This is a genomic window from Burkholderia sp. 4M9327F10 (assembly GCF_005503145.1).
In the GTDB taxonomy this organism is placed as follows: domain Bacteria; phylum Pseudomonadota; class Gammaproteobacteria; order Burkholderiales; family Burkholderiaceae; genus Paraburkholderia.
The window spans coordinates 21,625-37,132 of sequence record NZ_SCNV01000051.1; the positions used below are offsets into that span (position 1 = coordinate 21,625).

At 63.9% G+C, this 15,508-nt stretch carries 14 protein-coding genes; 3 read left to right on the forward strand and 11 right to left on the reverse strand.

The window, feature by feature from the left end; all coding sequences use genetic code 11:
* Positions 1-6: 6 nt before the first annotated feature.
* From FFS45_RS31655 to FFS45_RS31665, 3 genes are all read right to left on the reverse strand, one after another.
* Entirely contained in the window at positions 7-885 is an 879-nt protein-coding gene (locus FFS45_RS31655) for a crotonase/enoyl-CoA hydratase family protein (RefSeq protein ID WP_137958581.1), read from the reverse strand.
* 394 nt (positions 886-1,279) lie between these two features.
* Complete coding sequence (locus FFS45_RS31660) at positions 1,280-2,419, reverse strand: malate/lactate/ureidoglycolate dehydrogenase (protein WP_137958582.1); 1,140 nt, start codon at positions 2,417-2,419, stop codon at positions 1,280-1,282.
* Between the two features lies 1 nt (position 2,420).
* On the reverse strand, positions 2,421-3,884 hold the full coding sequence (locus FFS45_RS31665; protein WP_137958583.1) for a M20 family metallopeptidase: 1,464 nt from the start codon (positions 3,882-3,884) through the stop codon (positions 2,421-2,423).
* Between the two features lie 225 nt (positions 3,885-4,109).
* On the opposite strand from FFS45_RS31665, the gene FFS45_RS31670 reads away from it, so the two are divergent.
* The 3 genes from FFS45_RS31670 to FFS45_RS31680 all read left to right on the forward strand — a co-directional run bounded on the left by FFS45_RS31670 (position 4,110) and on the right by FFS45_RS31680 (position 5,732).
* The gene (locus FFS45_RS31670; protein WP_137958584.1) at positions 4,110-4,415 is read left to right on the forward strand and encodes a superinfection immunity protein; all 306 of its coding nucleotides are present in this window, start codon (positions 4,110-4,112) and stop codon (positions 4,413-4,415) included.
* Positions 4,416-4,624: 209 nt separating this feature from the next.
* The gene (locus FFS45_RS31675) at positions 4,625-5,257 is read left to right on the forward strand and encodes a LysE family translocator (protein WP_137958585.1); all 633 of its coding nucleotides are present in this window, start codon (positions 4,625-4,627) and stop codon (positions 5,255-5,257) included.
* A 1-nt stretch (position 5,258) separates the two neighbouring features.
* Positions 5,259-5,732 (forward strand): GNAT family N-acetyltransferase, encoded by a 474-nt coding sequence (locus tag FFS45_RS31680; protein ID WP_137958586.1) that lies wholly within the window; start codon positions 5,259-5,261, stop codon positions 5,730-5,732.
* A gap of 53 nt (positions 5,733-5,785) precedes the next feature.
* On the opposite strand, the gene FFS45_RS31685 is transcribed toward FFS45_RS31680, so the two are convergent.
* The 8 genes from FFS45_RS31685 to FFS45_RS31720 form a co-directional block, all read right to left on the reverse strand.
* Positions 5,786-6,067 (reverse strand): YodC family protein, encoded by a 282-nt coding sequence (locus FFS45_RS31685; protein WP_137958587.1) that lies wholly within the window; start codon positions 6,065-6,067, stop codon positions 5,786-5,788.
* A gap of 487 nt (positions 6,068-6,554) precedes the next feature.
* Entirely contained in the window at positions 6,555-8,060 is a 1,506-nt protein-coding gene (locus FFS45_RS31690; protein WP_137958588.1) for an MFS transporter, read from the reverse strand.
* 31 nt (positions 8,061-8,091) lie between these two features.
* Positions 8,092-8,718, reverse strand: coding sequence for a TetR/AcrR family transcriptional regulator (locus tag FFS45_RS31695; protein ID WP_137958589.1), 627 nt, complete (start codon positions 8,716-8,718; stop codon positions 8,092-8,094).
* 101 nt (positions 8,719-8,819) lie between these two features.
* Positions 8,820-10,016 carry an HlyD family efflux transporter periplasmic adaptor subunit gene (locus FFS45_RS31700; RefSeq protein WP_137958590.1) on the reverse strand — a complete coding sequence of 399 codons (1,197 nt, stop codon included), beginning with the start codon at positions 10,014-10,016 and terminating at the stop codon, positions 8,820-8,822.
* Entirely contained in the window at positions 10,017-11,588 is a 1,572-nt protein-coding gene (locus FFS45_RS31705; RefSeq protein WP_137958591.1) for an efflux transporter outer membrane subunit, read from the reverse strand.
* Positions 11,585-12,526, reverse strand: coding sequence for a glycosyltransferase family 2 protein (locus FFS45_RS31710; protein WP_137958592.1), 942 nt, complete (start codon positions 12,524-12,526; stop codon positions 11,585-11,587). Before FFS45_RS31710 ends, FFS45_RS31705 begins: the two co-directional genes overlap by 4 nt.
* 37 nt (positions 12,527-12,563) lie before the next feature.
* Positions 12,564-14,150, reverse strand: a complete 1,587-nt coding sequence (locus FFS45_RS31715) for a DHA2 family efflux MFS transporter permease subunit (protein WP_137958593.1) — start codon at positions 14,148-14,150, stop codon at positions 12,564-12,566.
* Complete coding sequence (locus tag FFS45_RS31720; protein WP_137958594.1) at positions 14,147-15,505, reverse strand: nucleotide disphospho-sugar-binding domain-containing protein; 1,359 nt, start codon at positions 15,503-15,505, stop codon at positions 14,147-14,149. Before FFS45_RS31720 ends, FFS45_RS31715 begins: the two co-directional genes overlap by 4 nt.
* Positions 15,506-15,508: the final 3 nt, after the last annotated feature.

Genomic DNA, 15,508 nt, shown 5'->3' on the forward strand with positions numbered 1-15,508 from the left:
GTCGGTCTAGGCAATGCTCGCGCTAGTCTGGCGCAGACTGGAGGTGCGGCGGTTCTGCAACATCACGAGCCGCTCCATGAAGGCCAGATCCTTTTCTTCAATCGTGAACGCGGCCTCCACCCAGTCTTCCGTAATCTCCATCAGTTCGGCGCGCGAGAGCTGCAGCACCCGCTGGCGGGCTCGCAGCATGGCGCGGATGCCATTCATCTTGGGGCGCAAGGTGTCGACGAAGGTACGCGTCGCCACATAGGCCTCTCCCGGCTCGAACAACTGGTCGACCAGTCCCTTGCCCGCATACCATTCCGCGGTATGCGACTCGCCAATGCCGATCAGTTCTTCCGCGAGGCGCATCCCGGCCTTGCGGGCGACGAGCGAGTATCCGCCCATACCCGGGAACAGATTGAAGGCGATCTCGGGGAAACCCATGCGCGCATCGTTCTGCGCGAGCAGAAAGTGATGCGCAAGCGCGGCTTCGAAGCCGCCGCCGAGCGCCGTCCCCTCCACCATCGCAATCGAGATTGCGCCGGTATCGAAGCCGCGCGCCGCGGCGTGCACACAATCGACGCACGCGCGCGCATACGACATCAGGGCCTGGCGCTTGCCGGCCCGGATCGTCTCGGCAAAGAAGTCCAGATCGCCGCCGACGTTGTACATCGCCGGAATCAGTGAGCCCGTCACCCAGAAATCGATCGGCAAGCCGGACTCACGCGCGGCCTGAGCCAGACCCAGAATATCGTGCACCAGTTCAAGGTTAAAACACGGACGCGGCTGCGCACGCAACATCATCCACATGATGTTGCGTCCCTCTTCGTAGTAGGCGGAAATTTGCGACAAATTACCCGCTTCGAGGAACGGACGGCAGGCGTGATGGTTGTGAAGGTTCATTTTGAATGGTCCTTTAAGGTTAAACGGCGGTAACGCAAGTCGAGCCTAAAGCAGACCTCAATATGACGGGAGCGGGTTAGCTAACGGACGAACGCAAGTCACCCTTGTGGCCCCTTGACGAAAGGGCTGTGAAGGAGGTTTCAAACGGGGACTGAGAGGCATGGGCGCAAACGATTGCCTGCGTGAAGCGGCGTGGTAATCATTGCGTCAAACTGACAGGAAAATCGGCAGACGGCCGAATGCGCGCCCGAATACGGAATTTATTGCCGGATTAGAGAAGGACGGCAATTCTTTGCCGTCAGGAAATGTAATGCGAAATACGGCGCGAGGTAATATTCAAGCGAAGTCGATTGGCGATACGGCGGCGCACTCGGGACGCCGAGCGGCTGGGGCATCACTGCACTGCTGCGGACCAGTGCTCGAGTTGCTGCGCCGGCATGCCAAGCGCCAGGGCAGCGGCGCAGATCTGTTGCCAGGTAGCGGGGTCGACCGGCACGCCGTGCGCCTCGCGTTCGGCGCGCGTGGCGCGCTCCGGCTCACCGGGCACGAGGATGTTCTCGCTGCCCGCAGCCAGCGGCGAGGCCTTCAGCCATTCGACAAACGCTTGCGCTTCGGCCTCGGCGTTCGGGGCATCGAAGGCGGCCGGATCGAGAATCACCGACAGCATGCAGTTGATGACGGCGTGGTTCGTGCCAAGCGTGTCCGCGTGGGTGGTGTAGCCGCCTGACAGAGCGCCGGCAAAAATCTCACACATCGCCGCGAGCCCGAAACCCTTGTAGCCGCCGAACGGCTGCAGCGATCCGAGCGGCGCTTCCATCATCACAGCCGGATCGAGTGTGGCATGCCCGTCGTGATCGATCAGTGCGCCGGGAGGCACCTGCTTGCCCTGGTTATACGCCACCCGCACCTTGCCGAATGCGACCGCGCTGGTAGCGAAATCGAGCACGAGCGGCGGCTTGCCGCTGCGCGGAAAAGCAGCGCAAAACGGATTGGTGCCGATGCGGCGGTCCGTTCCGCCGAACGGCGCAACGAGCGGGTCGCCCGCCACATTGACAAAGTGAAACGAAACGAGCCCGGCACGCGCACACTGCTCGGCCCAATGACCGATGCGGCCAATATGATGCGCGCCGCGCAGGCCGACCGCGCAGATGCCGAGCTGCCGTGCACGCTCGATGCCGCGCTCCATCGCCTCGTACGCGATCACCTGGCCAAAGCCTTTGCCGCCTTCGATGGTGAGCACCGCGCCAGCGTCGCGCACCACTTGCGCATGCAGATTGAGCTTGAGCTCGTTGTCGCGCAGCGACGCCGCATAGCGCGGGATCATGCCGACGCCGTGCGAGTCGTGCCCGGCCAGATTGGCGGCGAGCAGGTGGTCGGCCACCAGTTCGGCCTCGCGTGGCGCGCTGCCCGCCTGCTCCCAGATGGCCCGGACGAACGCGTGCAGAGACGACGACGCGATCCTGAGCGGGGCCGCTGCAGTTGTCACCGCCGTTGTCACTGCCGTTGCCACTGAGGCTGCACGCGGAGCGCTCATGTCACGGCGCCGCCGCGATCACATCGGCCACCGCCGCCGTCAGCTTCTTGCCATACGGCACATGCAGGAACTCATTCGGCCCATGGGCGTTCGACTTCGGTCCGAGCACGCCACACACCATGAACTGCGCGTGCGGGAAGCCTTCCTTCAGCACGTTCATCAGCGGGATCGTGCCGCCCTGCCCCATATAGGCACAGTCCGCGCCGTAATGCTCACGCGACGCCTCGTTAAGCGCCGCAGCGAGCCACGGCGTCAGATCGGGCGCGCTCCAGCCGGTCGCCGCACCGGCGTCCGGCTTGAACGTGACCTTGGCGTTATACGGCGGGTCGACCTCGAGCAGCGCCTTCAGCTCCGCAACCGCCTTGACTGCATCGAGAAGCGGCGGCAGGCGCAGCGACAGCTTGAAGGCCGTACGGGGACGCAGCACATTGCCGGCGTCGGCGATAGCCGGCAAGCCGGCTGCTCCCGTCACCGAGAGCGACGGCCGCCAGGTGGAGTTGAGCAGCGCCTCTTTCGGATCGGTCGTGGTGGGCAGCACCTGCCGGCCGTCCTGGCCGCACGCCCACGGAATCTTCTTCCAGACGTCGTCGCCCAGAATCTGCGCAGTGGCCTCGGCTTCGCGCAGACGATCCGCGGGAATCGGCGCATGGAAACCCTTCGGCAGCAGGTTGCCGTTCGAGGCGTCTTCGAGGCGGTCGAACAGTTGCCGCATGATGCGGAAGCTCGACGGCGTGATGCCACCATAGCCGCCCGAGTGAATGCCCTCATCGAGGACATGGACTTCGAGGTCGCCCGACACGAGGCCGCGCAACGAGGTGGTCAGCCATAGCTGGTCGTAGTTGCCGGCGCCGGAATCGAGACATACGACGAGGCTCACCGTGCCGAGCCGCTCGCGCAACGCGTCGACGTACGGCAGCAGGTCGTAGCTGCCCGACTCCTCGCAGGTTTCGATCAGGCCGACGCAGCGCGGCCGCTCGATGCCTTGGGCGTCCAGCGCGGCGAGCGCCGTCAGGCTGGCGTAGATCGCGTAGCCGTCGTCCGCGCCGCCGCGGCCGTAAAGCTTGCCGTCTTCCAGCTTGGGAGTCCACGGACCGAGGTCGTTACGCCAGCCGTCGAACTCAGGCTGCTTGTCGAGGTGGCCATACAGCACGATGGTTTCGGTACTGCCCGAACGGGTGGCCGCCGTTTCGAAGAAAATCACCGGCGTGCGGCCCGGCAGGCGGATTACTTCCAGCTTCAGGCCTTTGACGGGCTGTTGCTCGGCCCATTGCGCCGCATCCGTCACCACCCGGTCGATAAAACCGTGCCTCGCCCAGTCCGCGTCAAAACCGGGGCTCTTGGCCGGTACGGCGATATAGTCGGTGAGCGCCGGTACGATCTCGTCGTTCCACTTGCGATCCACGAACTCGCGTAGCGTGTCGTGGTTGATTTTCCTGGTCTGCTGGGTGGTGTCGTCGGAAATCATGATGGCTGTCCGGTCGGTCGGTCAAAACGCACATGATAGTCCTCTAGCGGGCCGGCCTGAAGTCCCCCATCCGGCCAGGGCAGCGCAGAACGCTTCCAGCGCCGTTGCGCAAGATGGCCGAAACTCAGGCCGGGAGCGCGAACCGGCGGTGGAGCAGCAAGCCTCTGCGCAAATTGCCCAATCGCGCGACAATTGTGAAATTGGCACTACGCCGGGAGTCCCGCGATGGGCAGCACGGTAGTTCAAGCGGTGGCTGCGGTCGTCGCACTAGGGGCGTATTTCCTGCCGGCGATTCTCGCCGACCGGCGCAAGCGTCACGACCTGCTGACGCTCGCGCTATTCAACGCCTGTCTAGGCTGGACCGGTTTCGGCTGGCTGGCCGCCTTGTACTGGGCGCTGCAGCCGAACCCGCCAAAAAACGTCGCCACCGAAGTGGCCGAGACACGGCGCGTCGTCAGGATGAAAACCTTTTCGACCATGCTGATCCAGCGCGTGCAGAGCCGCACGAACCGGAGCAAGGACGGGCGCTAGGCGCTTCCTTGCTCGCTTGCGCTTGCTCATTACGCCTTCCTGCCCGTTCCCGCGTTGCCAGCCGCAGCCCACGGCAAGACGGCGGCCCGCCGCAGCGCGTTCTCGTGCGCTGACCACTCGGCCGTTCGGCCGATTGCCGCGTTTTCTCCATGCATGAAATAATCGGCCGGTCCCTTCACCTCGCGCACCACTCTCTCTGGAGTCCTGCAATGCCCGAACTCAGCAAGCTGCTGACCTTTGGTCTCGTCGCGTTCGGCATGGCGCTTACGCCTGGTCCGAACATGCTGTACCTCGTCTCGCGCTCGATCTGTCAGGGGCGTACCGCTGGCCTGATCTCGCTTGGCGGTGTGGCGCTCGGTTTTGTGTTTTATATGTTCAGCGCCGCGCTCGGCATCACTGCCTTGCTGCTGGCCGTGCCGTTCGCCTATGACGCGCTGCGCTTCGGCGGCGCCCTGTATATGCTGTGGCTCGCGTGGCAAGCCGTCAAACCGGGCGGGCGCTCGCCGTTTCAGGTGCGCGATCTGCCGGCTGACAGCCCGCGCAAACTGTTTGCGATGGGTTTCGTCACCAACCTGCTGAACCCCAAAATCGCGGTGTTGTATCTCTCGCTGCTGCCGCAGTTTATCGATCCGCAACAGGGTCACGTGCTGGAGCAATCGCTGGTGCTGGGGTCGATGCAGATCGCCCTTAGCCTGACGATCAATGCACTGGTGGCGACAATGGCCGGCTCGATCGCCGTGTTTCTCGCGCGACGCCCAGGGTGGATCCTGGTGCAGCGCTGGTTGATGGGCACCGTGCTCGCGGGCCTCGCGGTGCGCATGGCCACTGAAGCGCGGCGCTGAGATGCTGCACACGCGCCCTCTACAGGCTGGCGATCTGGAGCTGATCTGCCGCCACCGCCATGAAATGTTCCGTGAGGCAGGGCGCGACGCCGCTGTGCTCGAACAGATGACGCCAGCCTTTCGCACGTGGCTGCAACCGCGCCTCGCGGACGGCTCATACTTTGGCTTTATTACGCTGGATGGCGACGCGCCGGTGGCGGGCATCGGCCTGATGGAACTCGACTGGCCGCCACACCCGCTCCATCCGGAACAGGACCGGCGCGGCTACGTGTTGAATGTCTATGTGGAACCCAGCCACCGTCAACGCGGCATCGCACGTGCCTTGATGGACCGCGCGGAGGCGGCGTTTAGCGAGCGAGGTTTGCCCTACGCGATTCTGCACGCCACCCAGATGGGGCGCCCGCTTTACGAAGGACTCGGCTGGGCGCCGACCACCGAAATGGCCAAGGCCGTGGGCAAGCCCCCAGCCATCTGAGCTTCGGGGCGAATCGGGCAGGACCGCGCAGGAGCAGGCGAGATCAGGTCAGATCAGCCTGAGTGCGCGACACGTGTGAACGTGCGCAGTTTCACCGAGCCTGCCGGGATGGAGCGCGGTTCGAGCCGGACCTGGCCCTGCTCGAACATCTCCTGGCGCAGTTCGCCCTGTTCGTCGAACCACTGGCAAATTACCCAGTCACCCGACGTGAGCGCGACAGGACCGCTATAGGTTACGGTCATGCGCGGGCCGCCCGATTTGAGCGTGACGACGTCGCCGACATTGAGCGGCGCGATTGACGGTGTATCGAATGCATCGAGAGTGGCAGTCAGCATATCAATCCCCGAAGACGAAGGCCGTGAGATGTTTTAACGCAAACACATGGTCTCAGCCGGATGGCTGGCGAAAGATTTATAAAGTTTGCCAAGATTAACAATTGAAATTCCGGCTCGCAAGTGATTTTTATTGATACCGTTTTCACGCGGACGGGAATTACATTTCGATCATCGGCTCAACGGATGAAACAATGATCGGCTCGCTAAAACCTATTCAGCAAATCCTCTCCGCCCCGCCCCACGGGCCTCAGCGCGGGAACAAATTACGCGAATCGAACGCCCGCACCGTAAAAGATACTGAACGGCTTTCATCAGACCTAGCATTTCAATTTCAGTTACAGCGATGAAACAATTTTACGAAATTCATTATTTTGAAAACCACCCATAAACCAGCCGCTCATCCATGAATATCACCAATTGAGGGCCCGCCGCATTAAGTCGGTGCAGTGAAATGCCCGGTCACTGCCATCTGGCCGGTTTTGTCACTTCAATGGTGAATCGAGGTTCGCTGATGGCGCACCAGTAGCGCACTCAAGCCGATACAGGTCAGCATCAACAGCGCGTTGATGCCGAGGCTGTACTGAAACGCATGCGCGTAAGCATCCGCCGTTGCCCGGCCCCCCAGCACGCCAAAAAACGCACCGCTGATTGCCGCCGTACCGAACGCCGAGCCGATCTGCAGGGTCGACGTCACCACGCCCGAAGCCAGCCCGGCCTTTTGCGGCGCCACTTCCGTGAGCACCGTGCGCATGATCGACGGCAACAGCAGGCCGTGGCCGACACCCGCACAGACGAGACCGCAGTAGAACAGCAGATCCGGTGCGGCGGCATGCGTGGCCGACCAACCCGTTGCGGTAAAACCCACGGTCATCATCGAAAAGCCGAGCGTCAGCACATGGCCGCCGATGTGCCGCACCACTGCCGGCGAGGTCAGCGGTCCGACCACGAAGCCGATTGCAAACGGCATGATGGCGACACCGGAGGCAAGCGGCGTCCAGTGCAGACCGGTCTGCAAGTAGATGCCGTAAGTCAGAAAGAACGCGCTGTTGCAGTAAAACAGGAACGCCAGCACGAGGCCGAGCGCAAATGCCGGATTACGGAACAATTGCAGGTCGACCAGCGGGTGACCGCCGCCGCGCTCCACGCGCCGTTCTGTGGCGACGAACAGCGCGAACACCGGCACGCTCAGCGCAAACATCACAAACGTCCAGGCGGGCCAACCGGCCTCGCGGCCGTGCGTCATCGGATAGATCACCAGCAGCAGCAACAGCGACAGCAAACCGACGCCCTTCAGGTCCACACCCGTGCGCACGGCAGGCTGGTTTTCCGGCACGAATTTCCAGGTGCCGATAAACGCAAGGATGCCCACCGGAATGTTGATCAAAAAGATGACGCGCCAGTCGAGACCGAACGGCCGGTACGTAATCAGCGCACCGCCGCCGAGTTGCCCGACGATAGAGGCCAGGCCGAACACGAAACCGTAAAAGCTCATCACGCGGGTTTGCTGGGCGAGCGGCACCACCGCACGGATCGTGGCCAGCACTTGTGGCGCCATGACGGAGGCCGCCATGCCCTGCACGATCCGCGCGAGCACCAGCACATGTCCGCTCGGCGCAAAGCCGCACAAGGCCGATGCCACTACGAACCCCGCCATGCCGGTCATAAACATGCGGCGCCGCCCGAACAGGTCGCCCAGGCGCCCGCCGGTAATCAGGAGCACGGCATACGCGGACGCATATGCCGAGACGATCAGTTGCAACTGCGCGTCGGTGGCGCCCAGGCCGGTATGGATCGCCGGCAGCGCAAGGTTGACAATGAAGTAATCGAGCGGCGCGAGAAATGCGCCCACGAACAGCACGGCGAGCGCGAGCCCCTGGCGCTCGAAATGCGGAGCCGCTTCGGCCGCACGGCCGGTGGCGGGTGCAGCGCTTGCAGCACCTGTGCCCGGCACTGCAAACGCCGCCGGCGTAGATTTGATGCATTCGCTATTCATGACCGATCGTTCAATAATTTGCCAAAAAAATTTACACGAGGGCGCGCATGGCGACATCGACAATCGCCGTCAGCTCGTGCTCTTCATGCGCGACCCGGCCCAGTACACGCAGCCCTTGCATGATGCACAGCAGAAAATTGCTGACTGCCTTTTCGTCGAGTGTCGAGCTGAAGTCGCCGCTTGCCTGGCCGCGAATCACGGCGGCGGCAAGCAGCGTGGCCATACGGCGCTGGATCGAGGCGATGCGGGTGCGCATCGCCTCATCGTCAATCTGCATTTCCAGCGTGGTGTTGGTAATCAGGCAACTGCGCTGCGGCGCGAGTGCCGACGACGTCTTGGCGTAATGCATCAGCGCATTGCGCAACGCCTCCTGTGGCGATACCGCCGCGTTCAGCCGCCCGGCGAGGCGTGCGATCGAGCCGTCCGCGTAATGATCGAGCGCGGCCAGCATAATGCCGTGCTTGTCGCCGAATACGCCGTAAAGACTGCCGCGCAACAGGCCGGTGGCCTTGCACAGGTCGTCGATCGAGGTGGCGTGGTAGCCGTGGCGCCAGAACACTTCGCTCGCGTGCGCCAGCACGGTGGCCGTGTCGAATTCACGCGGACGCCCTCGGGCGCTCGTGGTGCGGGTTTTCCTGGCAGAGGCAGCTTGGCTCATGGAGGTGGATATTATGACTATCCATTCAATAAATCAAGCCTGCTGGAAGTGGGGTTTTTGAGGTACTGAATCGCACCACGCTTCCTCCGGCGGTAGATCCCTCACAACCCCGCGTTCTCGCGAATGATCTTCGCAACCACCTTCTCCGCCTCCGCGGCGCCCTGGTCGTACACCCGCGTGCTCTGCTGCGGCGCGGGCGTATCGTTGCCGATCAGTTGCCCGGTGCGCACATGCGTATCCACCGACACCTGCATCGATAGCCCCAAACGCAGCGGGTGCGCATTCAACTCGTCCGGGTCGAGCGAGATCACGATCGGCACGCGCTGCACCACCTTGATCCAGTTGCCGGCCGCATTCTGCGACGGCAGCATCGAAAAGGCGCTGCCCGTCCCCGCTGAGAAGCCCTCTACACGGCCGCGATACACCACCTGCGAGCCATACACATCCGAGACGATGCGAACCGGCTGACCGACCCGCATATGGCGGATCTGCCCTTCCTTGAAATTGGCCTCAACCCAAAGCCGTTCGAGCGGAATAATCGACATCAACGGCACGCCCGGCCCAACCTGCTGCCCGATCTGCACGGAACGCTGCCCCACTGTGCCGTCGACAGGCGAGACGATCGTCGAGCGCTGCAGATTGCGATACGCCAGCCGTAGTTGCGCCGCGGCCTGCTGCACCGCAGGATTCGCCTCGAGCGCCTGCCCGCCCCCGCCAAGCGCACGCGCCGCATCCAGTTGCGACTGGGCCGAAGCGAGATTGGCCTCGGCCACCGCCACCGTTTCACGGGCGTGCGCCAGCTCCTCCGGGGCGACGATCTCGATTGGAGAATGATCGCGCGCCGCCAGCGCCTGCTGCGCCAACGCCAGTTCCGCGCGGCGCGCCTTGATCGCCTCCACGTATGAGCCGCGCGAGAGGTTCGCATTGGCCACCTGCCGCACCGCCAGCGCGAGTTGCGCCTGCGCCTGGGTGTAAGCGACGCTCGCCTCGGTATCGTCGAGCTGCACCAGCGTTTGCCCGGCCTTCACGCGTTGCGTGTTGCCGGCGAGGATGTCCGTGACGGTGCCGGGAATCTGCGCGGCAATCTGCACGATATTGCCGGCGACATAGGCGTCATCCGTTTCCTCGTAAAAGCGTGCGTTGAACGCCCACCAGCCGAGCGCAACCAGCCCCGCCAGGGCAGCGATGCCCAGAAAGAGAGCGAGCCGCAGGCGCCGCGTGGCCCGCCGGGCATCCTGCTGCAGTGCGGCTGCCTGGGACTGGGCGGCCCGGTCGATATCGTTCTTGTCGTTGTACATTCAGTCGAAGTGCGTATCCGTGATCCGGCCGTGTGAAGGAAAGGCAGCCTGAAAATGGGAAAGCGGCGGCCCGGCAATTTTTTGCTCGTCAAAGCCCCCGCCCAGCGCGGCGACCAGTTGGACCTGCAACATGCGGCGCTGCGTCTGCAGATCGACCTGCTGGGCGCGCTCGTCAAGCAGCGTGAGGTCGGCCAGCATTACGTCCTTTTGCATGACGAGGCCGCGCTCGTGACGCTGGTCGGCAATCGAAACGATGTGCGTGGCGGCATCCACCGCCTGCGCCTGCTGCTGCACCAGTTTATCGACGGTGCGCAACGAAGTCAGCCGCTGCGCCACTTCTCCCAGCGCCTGCTCGATGGTCTTGTTGTAGAGGCTGACGGCCGCATCGACGCTCGCAAAATCGCCGCCCAGCTTGGCACGCAGGCGGCTGCGGTCGAAGATCGGCAGCGAGATTGCCGGGCCGATGGAGCCGGTCAGCGCTTCGTGCGTGAACAGCGAGGCCGGTGTGAGCGCCGTCAAGCCCGCGAAAGCCACCAGATTCACGTCCGGATAGAACTGCGCGCGTGTCGCATCGACGTTCGCCACCGCGGCCTCGGCGCGCAAGCGGGCGGCGACGATATCGGGACGCCGCCCCAGCAGATCGACGGGCAGGCGCGCCGGCAAGCCCGCCGGATCGAGGTCCGCGAGGTCGGCCAGTTGCGGCCGGTGAATCGCGAGGCCGCGTTCCGCGCCACGGCCGCTCAGTACGCCAAGCTGCAACTGCGTGAGCTTGATCTGTTCGTCGTTGAGTTCCATCTGCGCGACGAGGCGGTTTTGCTTGAGCAGCGCGTCGGCTGCATCGTAGGCGTTATCGAGGCCACGTGCGAAGCGTTCACGCAAGACGTCGTTGACATACTCGCTCGCGTGCTGCTTTTCCTGCAGGTTGTCCTGCAACGCGTAGGCCCGATCCAGTTCGAAATACAGCGTGACGACAGCCACGCTCAACGAGAGCCGCGCCTGCTCCGCATCCACGCGTGCAGCATCCCGCTCGGATAGGAGTCCACGCGTCATGGCGGCATTCTTGCCCCACAGGTCGAACTGATAGCTCAACCCCGCGAACAGCGCCGAGGGTGACGCCGTGGGTTCGCCGAAGAGCTGCACCGGAATCGTCTCTCCCGCCACCGACACATTCGCCACGTCCGACGGCTGCGGCAAGCGCGCCTTGGTGACGCTTGCCCCAGCGGTGCCCGTGAGTCCGGTCAGCGAGGCGAACTGTTCGAGTTGCGACTGCGCGACGCCGATGCGTGATTTCGCAATCTGCATGTCCGGATTCTGCTGCAGCGCTTCGCCCACCAGTTCGTTGAGCTGCGGGTCGCGGTATTGCTGCACCCAGTCGGGCGTGGGCCATGCGCCGTTGGTCTGGGTGCCGGCTGTCTTCGCAAGCGCATCGGCCGCCGGCATCAACGGTTTGATGTTGGCGTGCAAGCCCGCATCGTCGACGCAGCCGGCGAGCGTCAGTGCAAAAAGCAGCGCAAGCGGTAACGCCGATGCCGACGCCGGACCCAGCCAACGTTCGAAACGAGCGTGCTTCATTCGTACTGCGTCCTATGTGCGAAACGCGCGGCGAGCGCCGGGCGCGTGCGTTCCAATGGACCGAGACGGCCGAACAGGCCATCCGACATGCCAAGCAGAATACCGTTGAGCTTGGCGAGTTTGTCCTTTTCAAGCAATAGCACCTGCACGATCTGCCACAGCGTCAGCAGATTCGGCACAATGGCAACCGGAAAGCGCATGCCGTACTGCAGCCCGATCTGCATGGCATTGCGCGCGCTGTAGTAGCGGCGGTACCACGGATGATTGCTTGCCGTCATATGGAACGGCCCCAGGTGGTGGCGCCGCCGCTCGCCGATCTTGTGCGAGAGAATCAAGGACGGGATGACATACAGCGGCACGTTGCGGGCCAGCGCCCGCAGGCAGTATTCCGTATCCACGTGATCGATGAAGAGCGGTTCGTCGAAGCGGCCGAGCGTCTCGAATGCGTGCCGAGAAATCACGCATCCGGACGAGATCAGAAACGCGCAGCGTTGCGGCACGGCGCCCTCGTTCAGCTTCAGGCGCTGCACCGTCAGGCCGTCCGTGCTCAGTTCGGGCAGGAAGCGCTGATCGTTTTCGTCGAAGATACGCGGACCGGCAAGAAACGACCCCGAACCGAGCGCCGCGCATGCGGCCCGCATGACCGGAAAATACCCGCCAGGCACCACGGAGTCCTGATCGAACAGCGCGACCGCGTCCACGCCCTGCTCGAACAGGCTGGCTAGTCCGCAGTTGAGCGCGCCGGCAATGCCGTTGCGGTTGCCGTTATGCAACAGCGTAATCCCGCTGCCCCGAAGACGCTCGGCTGCGGCGAGATCCGCTTGCGGCGAGTTGTCGACCACCGTCAGCGCATCGCAACGCTCATGCACGCTGAGCACGCGCGAAAGTTCTTCGGCCGTCGGATGAAACAGAATCACCAGGGCGCCAAGGATAGTCATCGCAGTTCCCTCCCTCATCGGCTCAATGGCCCAAAGCTCAGTGGCCCAAACTCATGGCGGCGCCACGTCTCGGGCGTGTCAGCCACATCATCGCGGCCAGCACGAGACAGGTCATGCTGGCCATAAAGAACATGTCGCCGGTTGCCATCATGTAGGCTTGCTGCTGCACGATCTGATGCAGCGTCGTCAGTTCGCGTGTGCCCTGGATACCCATGCCGTGCAGGCTTTGCACGAAGCGCTGGGTATTGGCCGACGCATGCGTCACCGACTGCGCGACGATGTCGTAGTGATAGCTGGCGCGGTTGTCCCACAGGGTCACGCTCATCGCGGTGCCGAACGCCGCCGAGAGCGTGCGCAGAAAGTTCGACAGGCTGGAGGCGGCTGCGAGCTTCTCGTCCGGCACGCGCGAGAGCGTGGCGGCTGTCAGCGGAATAAAAAAGCATGGCAGGCCGATGCCCTGAATCAGGCCCGGCGTAATGATCTGCGTGAAGGTCATCGTCAGCGTAAAGTGCGCGTCCCACCAGAGCACGCCGGCAAACACGAGAAAGCCGAAGGTCGCGAGCACCCGCGCGTCGAAGCGCGCCGAGAACAGTCCCACCAAGATCGAGAAGACCAGCGCAAGGATGCCCAGCGGCGCGGTGGCGAGCCCCGCGTGATAGGCGGTGTAGCCCATCACGGCCTGCAGCCAGAGCGGAAAGATCACGCCGACCACCGAGAAGCTCATCATGCCGAGCGAGATAATCAGTACACAGAACGAAAAGGTTCGGTCTTTGAACAGGCTCAGATCGACGACCGGATGCAGCTCCCCTGCCTCCCAGATCAGCAGCGAGCCAATCGCGAGCGCTGCGACGATGGCAAGCGTAAGGATCAGCGGCGAATCGAACCAGCCTGCATCGTGGCCCAGATCGAGCATGGCCTGCAACGAGCCGACGCCGGCCACCAGCAGCAAGATGCCGACCAGATCGACCGGTTCCGGCTTCGGCTTCTCCTCGCCTGCGCCTGGGCGCAGCAGCGCAGTGCAGACCGCAAACGAGAACAGGCCGATCGGCAGGTTGATCAGGAAAATCCACGGCCACGAAAAATTGTCGATGATCCAGCCGCCGACCACCGGCCCGAAGATCGGCGCCAGCAGTACCGTCATCGCCCATAACGCGAGCGCCACGACGCGCTTTTCAGGCGGAAAAGTGCGCAGCAGGATCGTCTGCGAGAGCGGCACCATCGGCCCGGAGAACAGGCCCTGGAGCGTGCGGCACACGACCAGCAGATGGAAGTCGCCCGCCACGCCGCACAACAGCGAGGTCAGCGTAAACAGGATCACGGCCGTGACGAACAGGCGCGTCTCGCCTACCCGCCTCGACAACCAGCCGGTCAGCGGCACGGCAATGGCCGCCGCGACCGAATAGCAGCTGATGACCCATGTGCCCTGGCTGTTCGAGACGCCGAGGCCGCCTGAAATCGCCGGGACCGCGACGTTGGTGACGGTCGAATCCAGCACCTCGATAAAGGTCGCCAGCGATAACGCGAAGGTCAGCAACGCAAGCCTCGCGCCGCGCATGGCAGGCAATGCACCGGGCCCTCCCGTTGCGGCGGCAACGGCTCGCGCCGGGGTGGACGACGCGCTCATGCGCGTTGCACCTGTTGCGCGCCCGGCCACGCGCGCTCTACCTGCCCCGGCATGCTGGCAGGCGCCGCAGACCGCCCAACGAAACGCTCGATATATGCCGCTGCCACCTCGCAACCGTCTGCGGCAACCGCCAGACGCTCCTGGATGCGGCCGCACTGAAGTGCGACCGACGGGTTGCCAAGCACCTTGTCGATGGCACGCGCCAGTGTCCGGCCATTGACGGGTGCGTCGATACGGATGCCGCAGCCGCTGTCGGCGACGCGCTGTGCGTTGTCGAACTGGTCGTGGGCAAACGGCGTGACAATCTGCGCAATCCCTGCGGCATACGCAAGCGCGGCCGTGCCAATGCCACCGTGATGCACCAGCGCACGGCAGCGCGGCAACAACGTGCCCATCGGCACATAGCGGCGTTTGAGCAATGCGCCGTGGACAGCGGGCGTGGGAGCAGGAGCGGCATCGCTATCGCCTGCGGTCGTTTCCAGCCTCGCCGCATCCGGTGTGAGCAGAATCCCGCGCAGCCCGTTCAGTTGCAGCGCCTCTTGCACCGCATGCGCGTAGCCCGCCTGATCGATCAGCGTCGAGCCCGCCGTGAAGACCAGCGGACGCTCGCCCGCTGCGAGAAAAGCCTCGAGTCCAGGGTCAGGCGCCGGCCAGCCGAGATCGTTGAACAGCGGAAAACCGCTTAACAGATGCGGTTGCGGCCAGTCGGGCTGCGGCTGCGCAAACCAGTCGGGAAAGAGGCACAGGATGCCATCGGTCGAATGCAGCCAGTCGCCCATGATGCGTCGCGCCGGTCCAAGGCCGAGTTCGCGGCGCAATGCGTTCAACGCGGGGCCGCACACCCTGTCGAGCACGTGTCGCTCCACCAGGCCCAGCAAGCCGGCCTTCAGGCCAAGAGGCAGGCGCCGCGGGATGGTCAGACGCTTATGGGTAGGCGGCGCGTGGGCCGAAAGCAAGGTCGACGGCGACACCTGTACCGACACCAGCGGAACCCCGTGCACCTCCTGCATCAGCCGCGCCGAGAACGCCCATAGCGTGCCCACCAGCACCGTATCGGCGTCAGTGAGCGAAGCGAGTGTGTCGAAATGCGGACGCAGCGTCGGAGCAATCACATTCCACAAGGTTCGAAACGAGGTGCGCGGATTCCATAGCGCAGGATCGGCCATTGCCGTCGCATACTCTTCGTGCGTGCCGATCGGCACGAACTCGAAGCCGCGCCGCTCGACCAGGTCCGCAAACGGCACATGCGTGCAGAATACGATCCGGTGCCCGCGCGCCGCCAGCGCCAGACCTATGCCGATCAGCGGATGGACGTCGCCCGCGGAGCCGATGGCGGTAATGATGAGCTTGGCCATGAG